The organism is Helicobacter monodelphidis, from assembly GCF_003288845.1.
Lineage (GTDB): Bacteria > Campylobacterota > Campylobacteria > Campylobacterales > Helicobacteraceae > NHYN01.
Window position 1 is genome coordinate 1 of the sequence record NZ_NHYN01000008.1, and the last position, 22,958, is coordinate 22,958.

The 22,958-nt window shown below is 38.1% G+C and carries 20 protein-coding genes and 5 tRNA genes; 1 reads left to right on the forward strand and 24 read right to left on the reverse strand.

Translation table 11 applies throughout. From position 1 onward, the window contains the following. A partial coding sequence (locus tag CCZ01_RS04790; RefSeq protein WP_181566317.1) for a transposase occupies nucleotides 1–99 on the forward strand: 99 nt, incomplete at its 5' end. Nucleotides 100–193: 94 nt separating this feature from the next. On the opposite strand, the gene fusA is transcribed toward CCZ01_RS04790, so the two are convergent. From fusA to trxA, 24 genes are all read right to left on the reverse strand, one after another. Continuing rightward, nucleotides 194–2,272: an elongation factor G gene (gene fusA / locus CCZ01_RS04795; protein WP_112052097.1), complete on the reverse strand. Its 2,079-nt coding sequence runs from the start codon at nucleotides 2,270–2,272 to the stop codon at nucleotides 194–196. Between the two features lie 11 nt (nucleotides 2,273–2,283). Continuing rightward, nucleotides 2,284–2,751 carry a 30S ribosomal protein S7 gene (rpsG, locus tag CCZ01_RS04800; RefSeq protein WP_112052098.1) on the reverse strand — a complete coding sequence of 156 codons (468 nt, stop codon included), beginning with the start codon at nucleotides 2,749–2,751 and terminating at the stop codon, nucleotides 2,284–2,286. A 26-nt stretch (nucleotides 2,752–2,777) separates the two neighbouring features. Then, nucleotides 2,778–3,158 (reverse strand): 30S ribosomal protein S12, encoded by a 381-nt coding sequence (rpsL, locus tag CCZ01_RS04805; RefSeq protein WP_112052099.1) that lies wholly within the window; start codon nucleotides 3,156–3,158, stop codon nucleotides 2,778–2,780. A 100-nt stretch (nucleotides 3,159–3,258) separates the two neighbouring features. After that, the gene (locus CCZ01_RS04810; protein ID WP_112052100.1) at nucleotides 3,259–11,907 is read right to left on the reverse strand and encodes a DNA-directed RNA polymerase subunit beta/beta'; all 8,649 of its coding nucleotides are present in this window, start codon (nucleotides 11,905–11,907) and stop codon (nucleotides 3,259–3,261) included. A gap of 96 nt (nucleotides 11,908–12,003) precedes the next feature. After that, nucleotides 12,004–12,381 carry a 50S ribosomal protein L7/L12 gene (gene rplL / locus CCZ01_RS04815; RefSeq protein ID WP_112052101.1) on the reverse strand — a complete coding sequence of 126 codons (378 nt, stop codon included), beginning with the start codon at nucleotides 12,379–12,381 and terminating at the stop codon, nucleotides 12,004–12,006. 19 nt (nucleotides 12,382–12,400) lie between these two features. Continuing rightward, nucleotides 12,401–12,883, reverse strand: coding sequence for a 50S ribosomal protein L10 (gene rplJ, locus CCZ01_RS04820; protein WP_112052102.1), 483 nt, complete (start codon nucleotides 12,881–12,883; stop codon nucleotides 12,401–12,403). 110 nt (nucleotides 12,884–12,993) lie between these two features. After that, nucleotides 12,994–13,698, reverse strand: coding sequence for a 50S ribosomal protein L1 (gene rplA, locus CCZ01_RS04825; RefSeq protein ID WP_112052103.1), 705 nt, complete (start codon nucleotides 13,696–13,698; stop codon nucleotides 12,994–12,996). A 23-nt stretch (nucleotides 13,699–13,721) separates the two neighbouring features. Beyond that, a complete protein-coding gene (rplK, locus tag CCZ01_RS04830) occupies nucleotides 13,722–14,147 on the reverse strand; it encodes a 50S ribosomal protein L11 (protein WP_112052104.1) in 426 nt (141 codons plus the stop codon). A gap of 21 nt (nucleotides 14,148–14,168) precedes the next feature. Continuing rightward, entirely contained in the window at nucleotides 14,169–14,699 is a 531-nt protein-coding gene (gene nusG / locus CCZ01_RS04835) for a transcription termination/antitermination protein NusG (protein ID WP_112052105.1), read from the reverse strand. A 16-nt stretch (nucleotides 14,700–14,715) separates the two neighbouring features. Further along, nucleotides 14,716–14,916 carry a preprotein translocase subunit SecE gene (locus CCZ01_RS04840; protein ID WP_112052106.1) on the reverse strand — a complete coding sequence of 67 codons (201 nt, stop codon included), beginning with the start codon at nucleotides 14,914–14,916 and terminating at the stop codon, nucleotides 14,716–14,718. A gap of 35 nt (nucleotides 14,917–14,951) precedes the next feature. Next, nucleotides 14,952–15,028, reverse strand: a tRNA-Trp gene (locus tag CCZ01_RS04845). A 69-nt stretch (nucleotides 15,029–15,097) separates the two neighbouring features. Beyond that, nucleotides 15,098–15,256 carry a 50S ribosomal protein L33 gene (gene rpmG / locus CCZ01_RS04850; RefSeq protein WP_112052107.1) on the reverse strand — a complete coding sequence of 53 codons (159 nt, stop codon included), beginning with the start codon at nucleotides 15,254–15,256 and terminating at the stop codon, nucleotides 15,098–15,100. Between the two features lie 40 nt (nucleotides 15,257–15,296). Then, entirely contained in the window at nucleotides 15,297–16,496 is a 1,200-nt protein-coding gene (gene tuf, locus CCZ01_RS04855; RefSeq protein ID WP_112052108.1) for an elongation factor Tu, read from the reverse strand. Nucleotides 16,497–16,586: 90 nt separating this feature from the next. Further along, nucleotides 16,587–16,661: transfer RNA gene (locus tag CCZ01_RS04860), tRNA-Thr, on the reverse strand. A gap of 77 nt (nucleotides 16,662–16,738) precedes the next feature. Next, nucleotides 16,739–16,815, reverse strand: a tRNA-Gly gene (locus tag CCZ01_RS04865). 30 nt (nucleotides 16,816–16,845) lie between these two features. After that, nucleotides 16,846–16,930, reverse strand: a tRNA-Tyr gene (locus CCZ01_RS04870). Between the two features lie 53 nt (nucleotides 16,931–16,983). Next, nucleotides 16,984–17,059 (reverse strand) — tRNA-Thr (locus CCZ01_RS04875). A 77-nt stretch (nucleotides 17,060–17,136) separates the two neighbouring features. Next, nucleotides 17,137–17,907, reverse strand: a complete 771-nt coding sequence (locus tag CCZ01_RS04880) for an MnmC family methyltransferase (RefSeq protein WP_112052109.1) — start codon at nucleotides 17,905–17,907, stop codon at nucleotides 17,137–17,139. After that, entirely contained in the window at nucleotides 17,908–18,864 is a 957-nt protein-coding gene (locus CCZ01_RS04885) for a TIGR01212 family radical SAM protein (protein WP_181566323.1), read from the reverse strand. Between the two features lie 23 nt (nucleotides 18,865–18,887). Then, nucleotides 18,888–20,255, reverse strand: a complete 1,368-nt coding sequence (purF, locus tag CCZ01_RS04890) for an amidophosphoribosyltransferase (protein ID WP_112052111.1) — start codon at nucleotides 20,253–20,255, stop codon at nucleotides 18,888–18,890. Between the two features lie 10 nt (nucleotides 20,256–20,265). Continuing rightward, on the reverse strand, nucleotides 20,266–21,033 hold the full coding sequence (dapB, locus tag CCZ01_RS04895; RefSeq protein WP_112052112.1) for a 4-hydroxy-tetrahydrodipicolinate reductase: 768 nt from the start codon (nucleotides 21,031–21,033) through the stop codon (nucleotides 20,266–20,268). Between the two features lie 17 nt (nucleotides 21,034–21,050). Then, entirely contained in the window at nucleotides 21,051–21,986 is a 936-nt protein-coding gene (gene trxB / locus CCZ01_RS04900) for a thioredoxin-disulfide reductase (RefSeq protein WP_112052113.1), read from the reverse strand. A 104-nt stretch (nucleotides 21,987–22,090) separates the two neighbouring features. After that, the gene (locus CCZ01_RS04905; protein ID WP_112052114.1) at nucleotides 22,091–22,612 is read right to left on the reverse strand and encodes a hypothetical protein; all 522 of its coding nucleotides are present in this window, start codon (nucleotides 22,610–22,612) and stop codon (nucleotides 22,091–22,093) included. Beyond that, entirely contained in the window at nucleotides 22,612–22,938 is a 327-nt protein-coding gene (gene trxA / locus CCZ01_RS04910; RefSeq protein WP_112052115.1) for a thioredoxin, read from the reverse strand. The genes CCZ01_RS04905 and trxA overlap by 1 nt, the downstream gene beginning before the upstream one ends. Nucleotides 22,939–22,958: the final 20 nt, after the last annotated feature.

Genomic DNA, 22,958 nt, shown 5'->3' on the forward strand with positions numbered 1-22,958 from the left:
TGGAACGAAAAGACTTTTTGGATTGATGGATTTTTTGCTTGTAGTATAGGCGAAGCAAACCCTGAAACAATCAAGGCTTATATAGAGAATCAAGGATAGATTACTCGCTTATGCTCGTTGGCATTCAGCCCAACCGCTAAAGCAGTTGGGATTTCTGCCTAAGTAGGTTTAAAGTTAGATATCGGAAAATTCATTAACCTTTTCGTTTTTCTGTGATCTCTTTAGCGATATTACCCGGAACTTCACCATAATGACTCATTTCCATAGTATATGTCCCGCGCCCTTGCGTTGCAGAACGCAAATCTGTAGAATAGCCAAACATCTCAGCCAACGGAACAAACGCATTTACAACCTTCAAGCCGGAACGGTCATCCATAGAATTAATCTGCCCTCTCCGACGATTCAAATCACCAATCACATCACCCATATACTCTTCGGGCACTTCAACTTCAACTTTCATAATCGGCTCCAGAAGAACAGGACTTGCCTCTCTAGCTGCATCCTTGAACGCCATAGAACCCGCAATTTTAAATGCCATCTCAGAAGAATCCACTTCATGATAACTTCCATCATAAAGTGTAACTTTACAATCAACTACAGGATAACCGGCTAAAACACCATTTTGCATCGCCTCAATAATTCCTTTATTAACAGCTGGGATATACTCTTTTGGAATTACACCGCCTTTAATTTCATCAATAAACTCATAACCTGCCCCTGCTTCTTGCGGTTCAAGCTTGATAAAGACATGTCCATACTGCCCTCGTCCACCAGACTGCTTTGCATACTTACATTCTTTATTAATGGTGCTACGAACAGTCTCCCTAAAAGCAACTTGAGGTTGTCCCACTTCAGCTTCCACCTTAAACTCACGTTTCATACGATCAACAATGATTTCAAGATGCAATTCCCCCATACCTGAGATAATTGTCTGTCCACTCTCCTCATCTGTCTCAACTCGAAAACTTGGATCTTCTTCAGCAAGTTTCGAGAGTGCTATACTCATCTTTTCTTGATCGGCTTTCGTTTTTGGTTCAACTGCAATTGAAATGACTGGCTCTGGGAATTCCATTCTCTCTAGAATAACATGCTCTTTTTCAGAACAAAGTGTATCACCTGTAAGAGTATCTTTTAAGCCCACAAAGGCACAAATCTCACCTGCATAGATTTCCTTAATATCTTCGCGACGATTAGCGTGCATTTTTAAAAGTCGCCCCACTCTCTCTTTCTTACCTTTTGTAGAATTATACACATAACTACCAGATTCAAGCTTACCACGATAAACGCGAACAAAAGTCAATTGTCCCACGAACTGATCAGTCATAATCTTGAATGCAAGAGCAGCAAATTCTCCATCATCTGAAGATTCAACTAACACCTCAGATTCATCTTTGGGATTGATACCTTTAATTTCCTCAACCTCTGTCGGAGCAGGAAGATACTCAACAACTGCATCAAGGAGCGTTTGTACACCTTTATTTTTAAAAGAAGATCCGCAAAGCATAGGAATAATAGACATAGAGTGGCAACCTATTTTAAGACCTCTTCTAATTTCTTCCTCGCTTAATTCTTCTCCTTCAAGATACTTCTCCATAAGCGATTCATCTTGCTCTGCAGCAGCTTCAATCATTTTATTGCGATACTCTTCAGCTTTCTCTTTTAGTTCTCCCGGAATCTCTTCAATATCATATTGGGCACCCATTGTCTCATCATTCCAAACAAAAGCTTTCATTGAAATTAAATCAACAACCCCTTTGAAAGTATCTTCCGCACCAATAGGAATTACAACGGGTACAGGATTCGCTTTTAAACGATCCTTAATTTGAGATTCAACATTATAGAAGTTAGCACCAATCCTGTCCATCTTGTTCACAAAAACCATTCTTGGAACACCATATTTATTGGCTTGCCTCCAAACAGTCTCGCTCTGTGGTTGGACACCACCCACAGAACAAAATACTGCCACCGCTCCATCAAGAACACGCATCGAACGTTCTACCTCAATCGTAAAATCCACGTGTCCTGGGGTGTCAATAATATTAATTTGATGATTATTCCAAAAACAGGTTGTTGCTGCAGAAGTAATCGTTATCCCACGTTCTTTTTCTTGCTCCATCCAGTCCATTGTTGCTGCACCATCGTGCACCTCACCAATTTTATGACTAACACCTGTATAGAATAGTATCCTCTCTGTTGTTGTTGTTTTTCCGGCATCAATGTGTGCTGCAATCCCTATATTACGAATCCTGCTTAAAGGTATTTTTCTTGACATTTTATATACCTCTACCAACGATAATGTGCAAATGCTTTATTTGCCTCAGCCATTTTATGCACATCTTCTTTTTTCTTAAACGCCGCTCCGCGGTCATTAATAGCATCAATTAGTTCATTCGCTAATCTTTCCACCATTGTTCTCTCATTTCGCTTCCTAGCCGCCTCTAAAATCCAACGAATAGAGAGAGATTGTTGACGCGCAGCACGTACATCTACAGGCACTTGATAAGTTGCCCCGCCCACTCTCCGACTTCTAACCTCAACAATGGGTCGCACCTTTTCTAATGCCTTTTCAAAAACTTCGATACCCTTCTCTTGCGTTTTTTCCTCAATTTTATCAAATGTAGCGTATATGATCTTTTCCGCCACACTCCTCTTACCATCAAGCATCATTTTGTTGATAAATTTTGTTACAACCTTATTTCCATAAATAGGGTCACCCAAAACTTCTCTAATAGGAGCTTTTCTTCTTCTCATTTGACTTTCCTTAACTTACTCTAAAATTATTTTGTCGCTTTAGCTTTTTTAGCACCATATTTACTACGTGAAACTGTCCTTTTCGCAACCCCAGCAGTATCCAACGCACCACGAATAATATGATACTTCACGCCCGGTAAATCCTTAACTCTTCCACCACGAATAAGCACAATAGAGTGTTCCTGTAAATTATGCCCCTCACCCGGAATATAACTGATCACTTCAAACTTGCTCGTAAGTTTAACTTTCGCCACTTTCCTTAAAGCCGAGTTAGGCTTTTTGGGTGTGGTTGTATAAACTCTAGTGCATACACCTCTTCTTTGAGGACAATCAACTAAAGCAGGAGATTTCGACTTCTTAATCGTCCGCTTTCTTTCCTTACGAATTAATTGGTTAATAGTTGGCACGACAATTCCTTATTTTTAATCTTATTGTTTGCATTTATGCAAAATATTACCGCTCATTATACTACCCTTAAGCTTGTTTTTTACTTAACAAAACCCAACACTATTCAGACTCCTGTAGACGCACCCTCACGCTCTTGTGAATTCCAGTTCCAACAGGAATCATATGCCCTAATACAACATTTTCTTTTAAATCTTCAAGGTAATCTATTTTAGCTGCCACACTTGCTTCTGTTAAAACTTTTGTTGTCTCCTGGAAAGAAGCTGCAGAAATAATTGAATCACTGCTAATTGCTGTTCTTGTAATTCCCAGCAACACAGGTTCAGCAATGGCAGGCTCTCCACCCATTGACAAAATACGTTCATTTTCTTCTCTAAAATGACGTTTACTAACTAAATCACCCTCAATAAATTTCGTATTACCACTATCGATAATTCTGACTTGACGCAACATTTGTGAAACAATAATTTCAATGTGCTTATCGGCAATATTCACACCTTGACGACGATAAACTTGTTGTACCTCACTCACAATATACTTATGAAGTTCTTTCTCTCCAGAAATTCTAAGAATATCATGACTTGAAATGAGTCCATCAGTAATCGCCTCACCAGTATGAACAAATTCACCCTCATGCACAAGAATGCGTTTACCCTTATCAACAGTATACTCAGTTGCCCTTTTTCCATCCTCTGTGGTAACAATAATCTTTTCCTTACCCCTAACAGGCTTACCAAAACTCACAATACCATCAATTTCAGCTAAGACTGCTTGATCTTTAGGTTGCTTTCTTGCTTCAAAAAGCTCCGTGACACGCGGTAAACCACCCGTAATATCCTTAGACTTTGCAACTGCTTTTGGAGTCTTAGCTAGTACCTCCGCAACACCTACTTCACTACCATCTTGGGCATAAATAACTGTTTGGGCATCTAACAAATAACGGACAATTTCCCCCTTATCAGAAGTAATAACAATTGCTGGTTTCAAGCTACCAGGCAAATATTCATTAACAACAAAACGACTTTCCCTTGTTAATTCATCAGTTTGCTCACTAACAGTAACACCAGGGATAATATTTTCATAAACAACTTTCCCGACGCATTCGGCAATAATTGGGTTAGAATATGGGTCCCATTCAGCAATAATTTTTTGCTCCTCGCTACGAATACTTGCAATCATCGTATTTGCACTCACTTCACTGCTATCATCAACTTCAATAATTGAATTTCTAGCAATATAATGCCTTGTTGCTTCTTGGTCATTTGCATCTGCAATAACGGCAAACAACCCTTTTTCAAATACTTCTTCACCCTTTTTTAGCCCGCGATAGCGTTCCAAATGATCGCCCTTAAGAATATAATACTTCACTACACCCTTTTCTTTTGCAATAATATTTTGTGGCACAGGGGCATTATCTTCTACTTTTAACTCACTTGCATAAGGAATACGATTAGGCACATTCCAGCAATCTTTAATTACATCAACAATACTGCCATCAATATGCACTTGAGAACCGCTCGTGTAAGGAATATAAAGTTTTCCTTCGATTTTACCACTCACTCCGGCCAATTCATTAGGCTTGGCAACATCACTCTTACGCAATAAATAACGTACACTCTGCTGATTATCACCTAATACGGAAATAGCAATCTCATCGTGCAAAAACTCAACTTTTAATTCTCCGTCAAAAGGGGCTTTAATTTTTGGCTCTAGCAACAAAATTGCTGCATTACGGCGGTTCGCAATTACCATCTTACCATCTTTATTTTTATATGTTTTGATATTATGATAACGAATAAAGCCTTCTTTTTCCGCGATTACCTCCCTTTCTTCCGCACTTCTACTTGCCGTTCCACCAACGTGGAATGTTCTAAGTGTTAACTGAGTACCAGGTTCTCCAATGGATTGTGCAGCAATTACACCAACTGCCTCACCGGGATTTGTCGGACGCCCTTCCCCAAGATTTAAACCATAGCATTTAGCACAAACACCCTTTTCCGCTTTACAAGTTACAGGAGTTCTGATAGTAACAGACTTTACACTTGCCTCTTTGATTTTTTTTGCTAAATTCTCATCAATCAATGTCCCCTCACTGACAAGGACTTCACCACTTACAGGATCAATCACATCTTCTGCTGCAACACGTCCAAAAACACGTTCTTCAAGGGGTTCTATCAATTCACGTCCAACAGTAATATCAGAAATTTCAACACCCTCATGTGTACCACAATCCTCAATAACAACCTTGACATTTTGGCTTACATCAATCAGCTTTCTTGTAAGATAGCCTGCATTCGCCGTTTTTAATGCTGTGTCCGCCAAACCTTTTCTTGCCCCATGCGTGGAAATAAAATATTCAAGAACATTTAAACCCTCTTTGAAATTTGAGATAATCGGGGTTTCAATAATCGTCCCATCTGGCTTTGTCATCAAACCACGCATTGCTGAAAGCTGACGAATCTGTGCGGCACTACCTCTAGCACCAGAATCTGCCATCATATAAATGGAATTAAATCCGTCTTTATTTTCCTCAACAAGCCCCATCATTTCACTACCAAGTTTATTGCTTGCGGCTGTCCATGTATCAATAATACGATTGTATCTTTCCTGATCGGTTGTTAGCCCTTGCAAGAAATCAGACTGAATCTTTTTCACTTCAGTTTTTGCAATCTCTATCGTTCCTTTCTTGCTTTCGGGAACCAAAATATCATCAGCAGAGATAGAAATTCCCGCCTTCGTCGCATAACGGAAGCCTAAATCCTTAAGGTTATCCAAGAATGTCGCTGTAATTCCTATCCCACCTTCCTTATACACATAATCAATCAAGTTTGCAATATCTTTTTTCTTTAATACGCGATTCCAAAGATAAGTTGGCACAAAATCAGGCAGAATAGAGTGTACAATCATACGCCCAACAGTTGTTTCTATCATGTGATTATCAATAACTGTTCTTGCACGGCTATTAATATCCACAGCATTAAATTCAAGTGCTATCATAATCTCTTCAATATTATTGAAAAGTTTATTTGCACCTTTAGAATCCTTTTTCTCCAAAGAAAGATAATATAAACCTAATACCATATCCTGGCTAGGAACAGTAACCGCTTTACCGCTTGCAGGAAGCAGAATATTCATGGAACTTAGCATTAAAAGTTTGCACTCTGTAATTGCTTCTTGACTCAAAGGCACATGCACTGCCATTTGGTCGCCATCAAAATCTGCATTAAAGGCAGAACAAACTAATGGATGAAGCTGAATCGCCTTACCATCAATCAATTTAGGGTGAAATGCTTGAATCGATTGTTTATGTAAAGTGGGAGCACGATTAAGCAAAATTGGATAGCCGTCAACAATTTCTTGCAAACAACTCCAAACTTCATTTGTACGTTGCTCAATCAGCTTTTTTGCTTGCTTGAGAGTCGTCGCATAACCTTTTTCTTCAAGCTTTGCTAAGATATGCGGTTTAAACAATTCCAACGCCATATTTTTAGGTAAACCACACTGATCCATTCTCAGGTTAGGACCCACAACAATAACACTTCGTCCAGAAAAATCCACACGTTTTCCAAGTAGATTCTGCCTAAATCGTCCTTGCTTACCTTTGATAATTTCTGAAAGAGACTTTAATGGACGTTTATTTGCACCTTTAACTGCATTTGCATTGCGTCCATTATCAAAAAGTGCATCAACAGATTCTTGCAACATTCTTTTTTCGTTACGAACAATAATATCGGGTGCATCAAGCTCAATAAGTCGTTTAAGACGTTGATTACGATTAATTACACGGCGATAAAGATCATTCACATCGCTCACTGCAAACTTACCACCATCAAGTGCAACTAAGGGACGCAATTCAGGGGGAAGCACTGGTAGAGCTGTAAGCATCATCCACTCAGGGCGATTACCGGAATTAACAAAACTTTCAACTACTTTCAAACGTTTAATTAATGTCTTCTTTTTTGCTTCAGCCGTAACTGTTTTGATCTCCTCACGCAAAACATTAAGCAAATCAACTAAATCAATCTGACTTAAAAGCTCTTTAATCGCCTCACCACCCATTTGTGCAACAAAACCAGAGTCTTCAAAATGCTTACTAATATTTTGATATTGTTCCTCATTTAACACATCATACTTTGCAATAGGCTTTGTGTTTTCATTGTCATAATATGCATTCCCTGCCTCCATAACAACATAAGCTTCATAATAAAGAACACGTTCTAAATCTTTCATTTTAATGCCAAGCAATGTGCCAATACGACTAGGTAAAGAGTTTACATACCAAATATGTGCAACAGGTGTTACAAGCTCAATATGTCCCATTCTTGAACGTCGCACCTTAGAGCTTGTAACCTCAACACCACATTTCTCACACACAACACCGCGATAGCGCATTTTTTTATATTTACCGCACAAACATTCATAATCGCGTACTGGTCCAAAAATTTTAGCACAAAACAAGCCATCTCGTTCTGGCTTCAATGTTCTATAATTGATCGTCTCTGGTTTTTTTACTTCTCCATTGCTCCAACTACGAATTGTATCAGGGCTTGCAAGCTTCAACTGAAATGCATTAAAATCAGCTGGACGTTTTTCCTCATTCAAAGAAAGTAACTCAAGCTCACCATCTTTTCGCTCATACACAGAAACATCAAGGGCAAGAGATTGCAATTCTTTAGTTAAAACATAAAAAGTTTCTGGAATTTCAGACTCTTTTACTGTCTCACCCTTCGTAATTGCCTTATAGGCTTTCACACGTCCCTCCACATCATCAGATTTCACGGTTAACATTTCACGTAAGGTGTGAGCAGCACCATAAGCTTCTAATGCCCAAACCTCCATTTCTCCGAATCTCTGCCCTCCAAAGAGTGCTTTTCCTCCAACAGGCTGTTGTGTAACAAGGCTATAAGGTCCAGTACTTCTTGCATGTACTTTTTCGTCAACAAGATGGTGGAGTTTCAACATATACATATAGCCAACATTAACGCGTTCTTTCATTTTTTCGCCAGTTTTACCATCATAAAGCTCTACTTTCCCATCTTCATCAATGCTTGCAAGTTTAAATAGTTTTCTAAATTCTTCCTCATCAACTCCCTCAAAAACAGGTGTTGCAAACTTCACTCCACGACACCAATCTTTTGCATATTCCAATAAAAATTCATCGCTTAAACTCTGAATAAACTCAGCTACATTCTCCATTCTTGAAATAGAAGCAATCTCAATCATTTTTGCACGTAATTGTTGCAACCACTCCCCACTCTGCTCTTTGAAAACATGCTCAATTTGATCTCCAAGCTTTCGTCCAACAAGCCCTAAGTGCACTTCTAAAATCTGCCCAATATTCATACGACTAGGCACACCTAGAGGATTTAAAACAATTTCAATAGACTCTCCATCTTTTGTATAAGGCATATCAACCTCTGGAACAATATTAGAGACAATACCTTTATTTCCATGTCTCCCTGCCATTTTATCGCCAACTTTGAGTTTTCTCTTTGTTGCAACATAAATTTTTACAAGCTTGACAACGCCACTTGGAAGAATGTCATCTTTTTCTAAAATAGAAAGCTTTTCCTCATGTTCCTCACTTAAATTCTTCTTTTGTTCTAAAAAATTACTTTTAATTTGTTCATAAGTTTCTTGAAAATTTCTCGAATAACACTTCGCAAGATTATTCATTGCAAAGCGATTCATTGCAGTTAGATCTCCTTTTGGAATAATCTCACCTTTCTTAAAACTTTTACCATTTACTTCAGCATCTGCTTTCAAAGTTTCTTTAGAAAGGATGGAAGTTAAACGCAACATTTCTTCCCTGTCAAGCATCATTAGCTTATCATGGTGCTCTAAATCTAGTCGTGCCTTTTCCTCCCCATAAGCCGCTAATGCCCTTTGGTCTTTATCGTAACCTTTTTTAGTAAAAATCTTAACATCAACAACTGTTCCTTCCAAGCTTGGAGGACAATAGAGGGATTTATTCACAACATGCCCTGCTTTCTCCCCAAAAATTGCCCTTAACAACCTTTCTTCCGGCGTTGGCTTCACTTCCCCTTTAGGAGAAACCTTACCCACAAGAATCATACCTGATTTGACATAAGTTCCAATCTTAACAATCCCGCTCTCATCAAGACAAGCAAGCTCTTCTTCCCTGACATTAGGTATATCCCTTGTAATCTCCTCTACACCATGCTTCAATTCTCTTGCTTCAATTTCCTTTTCATAAATATGCACGGAGGTGAACACATCTTGACGAATCAGTTTCTCACTCACAACAATTGCATCTTCAAAGTTATACCCATTCCATGGCATAAAAGCAACACGAATATTCTTTCCTAATGCAAGCTCCCCTTTATTCATATTAGGACCATCAGCAATCACCTGCCCTGCCTCGATAGTATCACCCGCACGTACGATTGGAAGCTGTGAAAAACAAGTATTTTGATTGGTGCGAAGATTCTTTTGCAAAGAGTAATGGTCAATATACGCACCATTCTCATCTTCACCCAAAATATAAATATTCTTACCATCTACCTTTTCAACACTTCCACCACGTACTGCCTTAATCGCCTCCCACGAATCCCTTGCGATTGTTTTTTCCATACCTGTTCCGACAATAGGTGCATCTGGAGCAAGAATAGGTACTGCTTGACGTTGCATATTTGAACCCATCAATGCACGATTCGCATCATCATGCTCTAAAAATGGAATCAAAGATGCAGCAACACCAACAACCATTCCGGGACTAAGGTCAATCAAATTCACACTTTTTTTATCTTTTAATTCAATTTCACCATTAACTCTAACTTCAATCAAATCTTCTTTAATATAACCATTTTCATCAATTTCTGTACTAGCTGGAGCAATCACCAAATTTTCTTCTTGCGTAGCTGTTAAGTAAACAACCTCATCACTCACATAACCATCAGATACTTTACGATAAGGTGCTTCAATAAAACCTAATTCATTAACTCGTGAATAAGTTGAAAGTGTGTTAATAAGTCCGATATTTTGCCCTTCAGGAGTCTCAATAGGGCAGATTCTACCATAATGTGTTGGATGCACATCTCTCACCTCAAATCCCGCTCTTTCCTTAACGAGACCGCCCTCACCTAAGGCAGAAAGTCTCCTTTTATGTGTAACTTCTGAAAGTGGATTAGTTTGATCCATAAATTGAGACAACTGCCCACCAGTAAAAAACTCTAAAATCGTACTCGTAATCATCTTGGAATTTATCAAATCATGAGGCATCAGTTCCTCTAAATTGCTAGGAGGAGTGGTTAATTTATCACGAATAGCCTTTTGCATTTTAACAAGCCCCGAATGCAATTCATTTGCCAATAATTCGCCAATCGCACGAATACGGCGATTTCCTAGATGATCCCTATCATCAATATGCCCCAAACCGTTTTTGACTTTTGTTAAATATTTTACACTCTTAATAATGTCCTCATAAGTCAAAACTGTAACATAACTCGGTACATTTAAATCAAGCTTATGATTCATTTTCATACGTCCAACACGCGTTAAATCATAACGTTCAGGATCAAAAAATAACTGTTGCACAAAGCTTTTTGCTGCATCTTTTGTAACAGGTTCACCCGGACGCATAACCTTGTAAATTCTAATTGCAGCAAGATCATTTTCATTATCAATCTTTTCAGTTTGCTTAAGGAGCCTCAAAGATTCTGCATCAGCAGTAAAAGCATTAATAATGGAAGAATCATGCCCTTCAGCGATATCATTAGCAATAACAAATTCTGTAATCCCAGCCTCATACATCTTCTTAATCTTCGTGTCATCGATTTTTGTAAGTGTATCAAAAAGGACTTCTTTGCCATCTTTTGTAAAAATAGGTTCTGCAAGATAACGGTCTAAAAGAATCTCTAATGGGTATTTGACAGATTCTACCTTACCTTCTAATTCTTTAAGTTTTTTTGCACTCAACCTTTTTTCTGCAGCAACAATCAAATTTCCCTCTTCATCCTCAATATCATACTTAGGACGTCCCTTAAATTCATTTATATCAAATGGAGTTAAGAATGTGTCTGGAGATTTCATAGTAATTTTCTTTAAAGGATAAAAGATTTTCAGAATATCTTGTTTGCTATACCCCAATGCCCTAAAAAGGATTGTAACAGGTACTTTGCGTCGTTTATTGATTCGCACATACAAAATATCTTTTGCGTCATATTCAAAATATAGCCAAGAACCTCTATCAGGAATAATTTGTCCTGTATAAACCCTTTTGCTAGATGTGGTCGCAGCCTCTTCTTCTTTAAATATCACACCTGGACTTCTATGAAGTTGGTTAACAACAACACGTTCTACACCATTGATAATAAAGGAAGTTCTATCGGTCATCAAAGGAATTTCACGAATAAAAACACTTTGCTCTTTAATGTCCTTTACTCCTAATTTATCGCCTGTCTTCTCATCTCTTTCCCAGAGTACTAAACGCACTTTTAGCTTTAGAGGGATAGAGTAAGTCAAACCTCTCTCCATTGCCTCACGAATTGTATAGCGAGGTTTTCCATATTCACAACCCACATATTCAAGTGTTACACGATTTTGGGCATCGTGAATAGGAAAAACAGAATGAAAAACTTTTTCAATTCCACTTTGATGGCCATCTGTTGGCTTCAAAAATGAATCATAACTACTTCGTTGTAATTGTAGTAAATTAGGTATAGAGATATTTTTTGGAATCTTTGTAAAGTCAACTCTTAAACGATTGCCAGATTTTAAAGTTATGGGCATAATTCAACCTCTTAATAAGTTTTAGAAGAAAGAAAATATAAAGGGGAAGTCTCCCTCCCCACTAATATTTTAAAAAATTATTGTTCTTAGAGATTTTTACTTAATCTCTACTTTTGCACCTGCCTCTTCAAGCTTTGCTTTTATCGCAGCAGCATCTTCCTTGCTTGCAGCCTCTTTAACAGTGTGAGGAGTTTTCTCTACTGCATCTTTTGCTTCTTTAAGTCCCAAACCTGTAATTTCACGTACAACTTTGATGACATTAATTTTCTTTTCTCCCGCATCAATAAGCACAACATCAAACTCTGTTTTTTCTTCTGCTACCACTGCACCACCTGCACCACCTGCACCACCTGCAACAACAGTCGGTGCAGCTGAAACACCAAATTTTTCCTCAAATTCTTTTACGAGTTCTGAAAGCTCAAGAACAGACAAACCACCAATATACTCAAGTACATCTTGCTTAGTGATTGACATAATAGACTCCTTTTATAAATTAATTTTCTTCTTTCTGCTTTCTAAGATTATCTAAAGCAGTAACAAAATAACGTGCCGGCCCTGTCCAAACAGAAAGCAACATTCCCAAAAGCTCATCTCTTGAAGGCATTTTAGATACAAGCTCAATATGCTTTGTATCAACAACATTACCTTCAAAAAAGCCCATCTTAATTACAAACTTACCCGCTGAATTCTCTGCAAATTTGCTAATTGCTTTTGCGAGAGAAATTTGATCTTCTCCCCAAATAAAGATATTCGTATCACGGAATTCTAACCCATCAGCACCAGCATTCTTCAGAGCAATAGAAGCAAGTGTATTCTTAACAACCTGCACCTTAATGCCCAAAGGACGCACTGCTACACGGAAAGACTCCAGATCTTTTACGCTTAAACCTTTATAATCGCATACCGCAATTGCATTTGACTCTTTAAATTCAATGGTCAATGACTCAATAATTTGAGTTTTTTCGCTTTTTGTCATTTGGTTCTTCTCCTTTCCGACAAATAACCTATTACAGGGGAAGAATTAAAATCCTTCATTAAGTGTCAGCCCCTATAGTCATCAGTCTAAGATAAACTCGAATCTCTCTTTCAACGTAAATCCATTAACTCTTGTGCATCGAGCTCTAAAGAGGGACTCATTGTCAAAGAAATAGCCGCATGGCGGATGTACTTCCCTTTTGTAGATGCGGGTTTTAACCGATTGATAACTCTCACAAGTTCTTCTAGATTACCCCTAATTTTATCCTCGCTAAAACTTGCTTTTCCGATTGGGGCATGAATATTACCCTTCTTATCAACACGAAAATTCACTTGTCCACTTTTGACATTTTCAATAGCCTTCACAACATCAGCTGTCACTGTTCCTGTTTTCGGATTCGGCATTAGCCCCTTTGGTCCTAAGATACGTCCAACCTTACCCACTAAAGCCATCATATCAGGCGTAGCAATAACAATATCAAAATTAATATTACCTGCCTTAATCTCATCAGCCAAGTCATCAGAACCAACAATATCAGCCCCAGCATTCTTAGCCTCATCCGCCTTAATGCCTTTTGCAAAAACTGCTACACGCACCTGCTTACCTGTCCCATGCGGTAATACAACTGCTCCACGAATCATTTGGTCTGCATGTCGCGGGTCAACCCCTAACTTCAACGCTACCTCCACCGTCTCATCAAACTTTGCCGAAACAAGACTTTTAATCGTTGTAGATGCGGTTGTAATATCGTATATTTTGCTTGTATCAACCTTTTCCAACAAGGTTTTCATTCTTTTAGTCATTTTTTTTGCCATTGTATACTCCAACTTTTTTTGCGTTAATCTACAATTTCAACACCCATACTGCGTGCACTACCCTCAACCGTCTTGATAGCTCCCTCAACATCTTTTGCATTCAAATCGTCCATTTTAGTTTTCGCAATTTCTAAAACTTGCATCCTAGTCAATTTGGCAATCTTATTTTTTAACGGATTATCAGAACCCTTTTGAATACCTGCCGCCTTTTTTATTAAGTCGGTTACCGGTGGCTTTTTTGTGACAAAAGTAAAACTTTTATCTTGATAAACAGTAATGATAACAGGAATGTTAAAATTTCCCATATCTTTTGTCTTCTCATTAAAAGCCTTGCAAAATTCCATAATATTCACACCTCTTTGACCCAAAGCGGGTCCGACAGGTGGAGAAGGATTTGCTTTGCCTGCTGGAATCTGGAGCTTTAGCTCTCCGACAATTTTTTTTGCCATACGCCTTTCCTTTATAGTGATTTAAACAATTTTCTCAACTTGAGAATAAAGAATTTCAATAGGAGTGCTCCGCCCGAAAATAGATACATTCACCTTAAGCTTTCGATGCTCCATATCATACTCTTCAACTGTTCCCGTAAAATTAACAAAAGGACCCTCAATAATCCTTACAACCTCGCCTGCCTCAAAGAATACCTTCGGTCTTGGTGCCGCACGATTATGGACTTTTTCCAAAATTACATTAATATCTGCCTCACCCAATGGTGTAGGTTTTTTAGCCTCACCAATAAATCTCCCAACCCTCGGTAGAGATTGTATCTTATGCCATAGTTCCGTATCAAGATCAACCTTTACAAAAACATAGCCCGGATACAAACTACGTGGAATAACTCTTTTCTTGTTATTTTTAATTTCAATAATATCCTCTGTCGGAACAACAATTTGTTCAACACGATTGGCAATCTTGTATTCTTCCACAAGATGTTCAATTGCTTTCTTGACAGTCTGTTCACTCCCAGAGTAAGTCTGAATCGCATACCAAGCAAGAGACATTAACTTTTCTCCTTTCTCATACAACAGCAGAAACAATAAAAGCCAATATTGAATCAACCAATGCCAAAAAAAGAGTGACGACACTAACTACCACAATAACAGAGATTGCTGCATTTCTAACAGAACCCACACCAGAATCATCACCTGCCCAAGTAGGAAATAAAACCTTGTTTAGTTCTTCTTTTGAATGTCTGTAATAGTTTATCATTTTTTTCATTAGTTATCACTTTAATTATTTTTATCTTTCAGAGATGGCAGGCCAGGAGGGACTCGAACCCCCAACATTCGGTTTTGGAGACCGACGCTCTACCAATTAGAGCTACTGACCCTTACGACCGCATAAGCACCGCCCACTTCTTTGAATTTAAGGGGGACATCTCCCCCTTAAAAGGTGTAAGCTAACTCTTCAATTTAACTTCTTTATGAACAGTATGCTTATTTAAACGAGGGCAGAACTTCTTGAGCTCCAATTTCTCTGTTTGCGTTTTAGCGTTCTTTGTGGTAGTATAGTTAATATCACCACATTCTGAACATTTTAGTCCAATCTTCACTTTCATCTTTACCTAACTCCAGAATTCTCATTAACTCTAAGTGACATTATTGAATAATGTTTGTTACAACACCTGCACCTACGGTTTTACCACCCTCACGAATCGCAAAACGAGTCTCTTTTTCAAGAGCAATAGGAGCAATTAATTCAACAGTAATTTTCACATTATCACCAGGCATAACCATTTCTGTTCCTGCAGGAAGTGCAATAGAGCCTGTTACATCTGTTGTTCTTACATAGAATTGTGGACGATAACCATTCAAGAATGGTGTATGTCGTCCGCCCTCATCTTTTGAAAGAATATAAACCTCTGCTTCAAATTTTGTATGAGGTGTAATCGACCCTACTTTGCAAAGAACCATACCTCTTTCCACTTCTTCCTTTTTTGTTCCTCTTAAAAGAATACCTACATTATGTCCCGCTTGACCTTCCTGTAATTCCTTACGGAACATCTCAACACCTGTTACAGTTGTCTTTTGAGTATCATGGATACCCACAATTTCCACCTCATCACCAACTTTTACAATGCCTCTTTCAATTCTTCCTGTCACAACAGTTCCACGACCAGCGATTGAAAAAACATCCTCGATAGGCATCAAAAAGGGCTTATCGGTATCTCTTTGTGGAGTTGGAATATAAGTGTCCACTTCTGCCATTAATTTAAGAATCTTATCACTCCACTCACCTAGATTACCTGTTTTTGCCTCCTCAAGTGCTTTGAGTGCTGACCCCGCAATAATAGGGGTATCATCTCCTGGAAACTCATACTGACTCAAAAGTTCACGCACTTCCATTTCTACAAGTTCTAAAAGCTCTGCATCATCAACCATATCCTCTTTATTCAAGAAAACAACAATAAAAGGAACACCTACTTGCTTGGAAAGAAGAATATGTTCTCTTGTTTGTGGCATAGGACCATCAGCAGCAGACACAACAAGAATTGCACCATCCATCTGTGCAGCACCTGTAATCATATTTTTAACATAGTCGGCGTGTCCAGGACAATCCACATGTGCATAGTGGCGATTCTCTGTCTCATATTCAATATGAGAAGTTGCAATCGTAATCCCTCTCTCTTTCTCCTCTGGAGCATTATCAATATTATCATAATCTTTAAGCTCCGCTAAACCTTTAACTGAAAGAACAGCCGAAATAGCAGCACTAAGGGTAGTTTTACCATGATCGACATGTCCAATTGTTCCTATATTGACATGGGGCTTTGTACTTTCAAATTTTTCCTTAGCCATTTCTAATCTCCTAATTCAAATTAAAATTATGCACCAAAGCACACAACAAACGCTAAAATAAAATGTGATCGACATCACAAACGCATAAACTGGAGCCCATAGGCGGGATTGAACCGCCGACCTCTTCCTTACCAAGGAAGTGCTCTGCCACTGAGCTATATGGGCACAGTAAACCTAAACAACCATAAAAGTAGAATAATGAGGAACCAATTTAACGAAGCAATCAGCTCCCAGAGGTATTATGGAGCGGGAAACGGGGCTCGAACCCGCGACCCTCAGCTTGGAAGGCTGATGCTCTAGCCAACTGAGCTACTCCCGCACACTACCAGCGTATAAGCCACCCTATTCATGGTGGTGGGACGTGGATTCGAACCACGGAAGACAAAGTCAGTAGATTTACAGTCTACCCTCGTTGGCCACTTGAGTATCCCACCCTTGCTTATAGCTCTATTACTGGTCAAACACTGAACAAAATTAATAAATAAAATGGAGCTGGTAAAGGGACTTGAACCCCCGGCCTGCTGCTTACAAGGCAGCTGCTCTACCAACTGAGCTACACCAGCAAATCATCGAAATAAATTGAATTGAGGTAGAATTATACAGATTTTTTTTTGAGTTGTCAATATATTCTTTAAGAAAATTACAAAATTTCTTTTAAATATGGATTAATGCGAAGTTTGTGATTAATGTCAATCGGCTTAATTCTTCTTTGCTTGAAATTTTCGATAGGTCGAAGCGTCAAACAAGAAGAGGGTTTATGACTCGCATCCAAATGGAAAATTTTATAACTATAAAATCCATTTAAAAAAGCCGTATAATAGACATTAGAAGCTTGTGAATAAGTTGTAATGATTCCGTTTGGCTTAAGAAGTTTTGCAAGAATATGAAAATGCTTCATATTCCATAATTCAGGATTCTTCTTTGGGCTAAAAGGATCTTGGTGGATTATATCAATCTTACCAGCAAAACAATCAATAAGTCCTCCCAAATATTCTATTGCGTCTCCACAATATAGCTGAATATCTATCTTATCTGAAATAAATCTTCTCTTTTGCAACAAAGTCTCTAAAATAAACAGGAAAGGTTTTAAATCATCGGGATAAGGAATTGTAGGCAATCTTTTTAAAAGTTCAAAATCCTTTTCGGGAGTGAATATTTGAACCTTACCTGCAAAGTTTAGTTTTGTATATTCTAGCACAGAACAAAGAGTGTTATAACCCAAGCCAAAACAAATATCGATAATCCGCACAACAGGTAAATAAAGCAAATCTTCCTTTAAATCAATCGGTGGACGAATATGTTTACGCAAAGTCTCACTCAATGCACCTTCAGTAATACAATGATAAGATTCAGCATAAGCTTCATTAAAAAGGGTATACGAAAAATCTCCCCCTATAACTGGCCGATACACCTAATATTCAATTCCATGACTGCGTAAAAGTTGTCGCAAATAATTCATCTGAATATTTTTATCCATACACCACTTCGGAGCTAACAAATCTCCACTATGCACTCCAGCAGAAATTCGGTGCATCACAACATCAGCAGGAATAAGTTTCAAAGACTTAACTAACAAATCTCCATAATGTTCTAAACTAATAGGCATATACTCCCCTGCTTTGTACATCTGTGCCAACTTTGTATGTTCCATAACATACAAAGGGTGAATTTTCAAACCATCAAGCCCTATACGCAAAACCTCTTCTAAGGAAGCAAGAATCATCTCATCCGTCTCTTCTGGAAGTCCATAAATTAAATGGATACAAATCTTAATTCCACGTTTCCTTGCCTCATCCACCCAATATTCTAAAGCACTACAATCATGCCCACGATTAATTAACTCAAGGGTTCGCTGATGAATAGATTGCACACCATATTCCACCCATACTTCCTTATCTTTTTGCACCCATTCTGCAAGATAATCTAAAATATCAAGCGTAATTGAATCAAAACGCGTTCCAATTGAAATCCCAACAACTTCCTTACGTTTTAATGCCTCATTATATAAAATTTTTAATGTTTCTAATGGTGCATAAGTATTTGTAAAAGATTGAAAATAAGCTAAAAATTTACGCATTTTAAATTTTTTACGATGATATTCACTTTGGGTTTCAAATTGAATATTTAAGGCTTGAATCTGCTGTTGCAAAATGGGATTTTCCTGCATACTAGGTTTTAATTTAAAGGGAAGCTTGGGGACTTCTTGACTATTCAACGAAGGCGAAAAACTCTCATTCTTACAAAAAATACACCCTCCCCTAGCAAGTGTTCCATCAATATTAGGGCATGTAAAACCCGGAATACTTAAAGGGACTTTCCTAACCCGTTCTCCAAAGCGTCTTTGAAAGTAACGCCCAAATGTTAACATTTTTCTCACATTATTCCTAAAAACTAAACTACATATTTGCCATCAAAACAGGCTTGGCAAAAAGAATCAGATTGACCACACTCCAAACTTTGTCGCAACCCTTGCAAAGAAAGGTACACCAAAGAATCTGCCTCAATATATTCACAAATCTGTTCAACTGACATCCTCGCACTAATTAAATCTTCTTTATTGGGAGTATCTACACCATAGTAGCATGGGCTAATTGTTGGTGGAGAGCTAATGCACATATGCACTTCTTTCGCTCCAGCACCACGCAAAATACGTACAATTTGGCGACTTGTTGTTCCGCGTACAATACTATCATCAATCACAATCACTTTCTTACCTTCAATTAATTCACGAATGGGATTCAATTTCAAACGCACCTTCAATTCACGCATTGTCTGTGTTGGCTCAATAAAAGTACGTCCAATATAATGATTTCTAATAATACCCAACTCAAATGGAATTTTACTCTCCTGAGAATACCCAAGTGCCGCTGCTACACCGCTATCGGGAACAGGAATAACAATATCTGCATCAATAGACTTTTCTCTTGCTAACTCTATACCCATTTTTTTACGCACATCATAAACGGTGCGTCCAAAAACTTTACTATCAGGACGTGCAAAATAGACATATTCAAAAATACAAGGGTGAGGCGTAGGTGACATAATCTGCAAACTTTGAGGAGGCTTATTAGCTTCAAAAATCAACATCTCGCCAGGTTGAACATCTCGCACATATTGTGCATTCACTAAATCAAAAGCACAACTCTCACTCGCAACAATATAGCCTACACTTCCGTCATCATTTTGAATCTTTCCTAGAGAAAACGGACGAAATCCATTTGCATCACGAATGACAAACATTTTAGATCGACTCAAAAAAACAAGGGAATACGCTCCCTGTACTTGTAAAATCGCATCAATAATACGATCTTGCAAACATTTTTTCTCACTTTTTGCAATCAAATGGATGAGAATCTCTGTATCCATAAAGCTCTGAAAAATTGCCCCATTCTCAATCAGCTTTTTACGCAATTCTTGTGCATTAGTTAAATTTCCATTATGCACAACAGACATTTCCCCCAAATCATAACGTGCAAAAACAGGCTGTGCATCTAACATTGAATCTTCACCAGCAGTTGAATAGCGATTATGACCAACAGCTGCATAACCAGAGAGTTTCTTTAAATTCTCCTCATCAAAAACGCTTGTCACCAACCCATGATTTTTAATTGTTTTGATTTTTTTCCCATCAGAACTACTAATTCCACTTGCTTCTTGTCCACGATGTTGCATTGAAAATAAAGAATAGTAGGCAAGTTTTGCAGCATTTTGACAATTGTATACGCCAACAACAGCACATTCTTCTTTAAAAGAATCCACACATTCTCCCTTATAAGCCTAAAGCATCTTGGATAGAATAATAACCAATCTTCTGCTCTGATAGCCATATTGCAGCCCTCAACGCCCCTTTAGCAAAAGTTGCACGATTTGTCGCTGTATGCGTGAATTCCAAATATTCGCCCTCATTAAAAAAGCCTACCGTATGCTTCCCTGCAATATCACCACCACGAACTGCAAACACAGCAATCTCATCCTTAGAGCGTTCGCCCGTGTTACCCTCACGACCATAAAGGATATTTTCTAAACTAAGGTTACGTGCTTCCGCACATGTTTGTGCAAGTGCTAACGCTGTTCCACTCGGTGCATCTTTTTTGTAACGATGATGCATCTCAACAATTTCAATATCAAATTCAGCCAAAGTTTTAGAAACTGTTCGAATAACTTCATGCAAAATGGCTACACCAAAAGACATATTACTTGCATATAGTATAGGCATCTTTGTGGAAGCAACTTGCAAAAGATTATTTTGATAATCAAGCAAACCAGTTGTACCTATCACGATAGGCTTTGGGTGCTTATCAATAGCGGTTTCAAGCAAAGTCGTCGTTGCATCAGGTAAAGAAAAATCAATAACAACATCACAAGCATCCAAGAAAATCTGATAATCATTTGTTACCAATGCTCCCGGAGACATCGAAAAATCCAGATTCTTCCGTACAAAAACTGCAGAAAGGGTTGCATCCTTATGATCTACAAGAAGATCAACCAGAATCTTCCCCACACGTCCACTTGCTCCAAAAACGCCAATTTTTTTCATTATATACCACTCCTCTTTCACATATGATGCTCTAAATATGCCAAAGCACTCAATGCTGCTCTAGCACCATCTCCAGCCGCACAAACAACCTGCTTTGCAGCTTGAATACGAATATCTCCAGCCGCAAAAAGACCTGGCACGTTCGTATTCATATTTAAATCTACTTTCACCTCTCCGGCATCAGTCATTTCACATAAAAAAGAACCATCTTCTTGCTTAAGAATCTGGTTATTGACAGAATAGCCAACAAATATAAATAAGCCATTCACTTCTAACTTCTGTTGCTCTTGCGAATCCTTGTATTTGTATAATATACCATTTACACCCTTTGCATCGCCTAAAATTTCATCAAGCAATACAGGAGTTAAAAATTCAATATTTGCTTTCGCTTTCGCTTTTTGAAGGGTTACAGGGGCTGCCCTAAATTCATCGCGACGATGAAGGACTGTTACTTTTTTACATAACTCAGAAAGAAAAAGTGCCTCTTCAATCGCTGTATCACCACCACCTAACACTGCAACTTCCTCACCCTTATAAAAAAAACCATCACAAGTCGCACAAGTACTAATACCACGTCCATAAAACTGATCTTCTCCCTTCACCCCAGAACGTTTAGGACTCCCACCGGTAGCCACAATTACTGATTTTGCCTCGAAAGTTTCTTTATCGGTATGGATAACAAAATAATTTTTAAGCCGAGAAATGCGCATAACATCTTTTTGCATACTCTTTAAACCAAAGCGAAAACACTGCTCTTGCCAAGGTTGCATAAAATCAAATCCAGAGAGAACCTCTTTTACGCCAGGATAATTTTCAATTTCACTACTACCTGTAATTTGTCCGCCGGGCATACCGCGTTCAAACATTACCACTTCTTTTGCACCACCTCTTGTTGTATATAAACCCGCAGTCAATCCAGCAGGACCGCCACCAATAATTGCAACATCTAACATAAAAAACTCCTTAAAAAATTATCAAATTTTTTCACACTCTCATTAATGTGTAGTGCATTATAGCATTAAAATATATTTTAATCAATAAAAATTATCTTTTAATACTAAATATTTTTTTCTATCTTCTGATTTTGAATCTCCATTTCTGCATTACTCACCATACGAGATGGGTAACGTTGTTTAAATTGTTGCCCCACACCTTTTTCACGTTCTATACTGACAAGTGTTGGAAGTTGCGTTACTTTAAAACGTAATAAATAGTTTAAAATAGTATTTGCACTAGAAGTTGCATAAATTCTGCCATTCTGTGAGGGTAATTCACGATTTTGATAAAAATCAATCGCTATAATAGGGTCTTTTTCAATAATTTCTAAATTTTGCACAAACCTCAATTGCTCTTGTACATTGGAACTATAAAATATGATTACATATCGGTCAGACTGGGGAGTAAACAAACCTTCCGAAGTATAAAGCACCCACTCATTGAAGTCTACCTTTACAAGTCTGGAATAAGAAAACTGAAAATAAAAATAAGCTGCGGCACAAAATAACGCGGCTAAGAATGGAGTAATAATTCCAAAAGCTGGTCGAGGGGAGTTACACTCCCCATGTTTTTTAATCGACATTAAAGAAGCTTATCAAGCTTTTCCTGAAAAAGCGACTTAGGGGCTGCACCCACATGACTATCAACTTGCTCTCCATTCTTATAGATAAAAATAGAAGGAACTCCTTTCACGCCATTTTGTGCAGCTAATTCCTGTTGCTCATCAACATTAACTTTACAAATAATTGCCTTCCCTTCGTAATCACCCGCAAGCTCATCAATAACAGGGCCAAGCATACGACAAGGACTGCACCAAGGTGCCCAAAAATCAACTAAAACAACCCCACCACTTCCAATTGTATCCGCAAAAGTGTCTGTTGTTAAATGTCTTACTAATTCACTACTCATCTTCACTCCTAATGTTAAAA

Bases quoted from the DNA above. Each gene is read 5' to 3' on its own strand.
- rplA (WP_112052103.1), bottom strand. From the start codon at position 13,698: ATGGCAAAAAAAATGACTAAAAGAATGAAAACCTTGTTGGAAAAGGTT.
- CCZ01_RS04840 (WP_112052106.1), bottom strand. From the start codon at position 14,916: ATGAAAAAAATGATAAACTATTACAGACATTCAAAAGAAGAACTAAAC.
- rpmG (WP_112052107.1), bottom strand. From the start codon at position 15,256: ATGAAAGTGAAGATTGGACTAAAATGTTCAGAATGTGGTGATATTAAC.
- trxA (WP_112052115.1), bottom strand. From the start codon at position 22,938: ATGAGTAGTGAATTAGTAAGACATTTAACAACAGACACTTTTGCGGAT.
- nusG (WP_112052105.1), bottom strand. From the start codon at position 14,699: ATGTCTCTTGCTTGGTATGCGATTCAGACTTACTCTGGGAGTGAACAG.
- CCZ01_RS04810 (WP_112052100.1), bottom strand. From the start codon at position 11,907: ATGCCCATAACTTTAAAATCTGGCAATCGTTTAAGAGTTGACTTTACA.
- dapB (WP_112052112.1), bottom strand. From the start codon at position 21,033: ATGAAAAAAATTGGCGTTTTTGGAGCAAGTGGACGTGTGGGGAAGATT.
- trxB (WP_112052113.1), bottom strand. From the start codon at position 21,986: ATGTTAGATGTTGCAATTATTGGTGGCGGTCCTGCTGGATTGACTGCG.
- CCZ01_RS04905 (WP_112052114.1), bottom strand. From the start codon at position 22,612: ATGTCGATTAAAAAACATGGGGAGTGTAACTCCCCTCGACCAGCTTTT.
- rplJ (WP_112052102.1), bottom strand. From the start codon at position 12,883: ATGACAAAAAGCGAAAAAACTCAAATTATTGAGTCATTGACCATTGAA.
- rplL (WP_112052101.1), bottom strand. From the start codon at position 12,381: ATGTCAATCACTAAGCAAGATGTACTTGAGTATATTGGTGGTTTGTCT.
- tuf (WP_112052108.1), bottom strand. From the start codon at position 16,496: ATGGCTAAGGAAAAATTTGAAAGTACAAAGCCCCATGTCAATATAGGA.
- CCZ01_RS04885 (WP_181566323.1), bottom strand. From the start codon at position 18,864: ATGTTAACATTTGGGCGTTACTTTCAAAGACGCTTTGGAGAACGGGTT.
- rplK (WP_112052104.1), bottom strand. From the start codon at position 14,147: ATGGCAAAAAAAATTGTCGGAGAGCTAAAGCTCCAGATTCCAGCAGGC.
- fusA (WP_112052097.1), bottom strand. From the start codon at position 2,272: ATGTCAAGAAAAATACCTTTAAGCAGGATTCGTAATATAGGGATTGCA.
- rpsG (WP_112052098.1), bottom strand. From the start codon at position 2,751: ATGAGAAGAAGAAAAGCTCCTATTAGAGAAGTTTTGGGTGACCCTATT.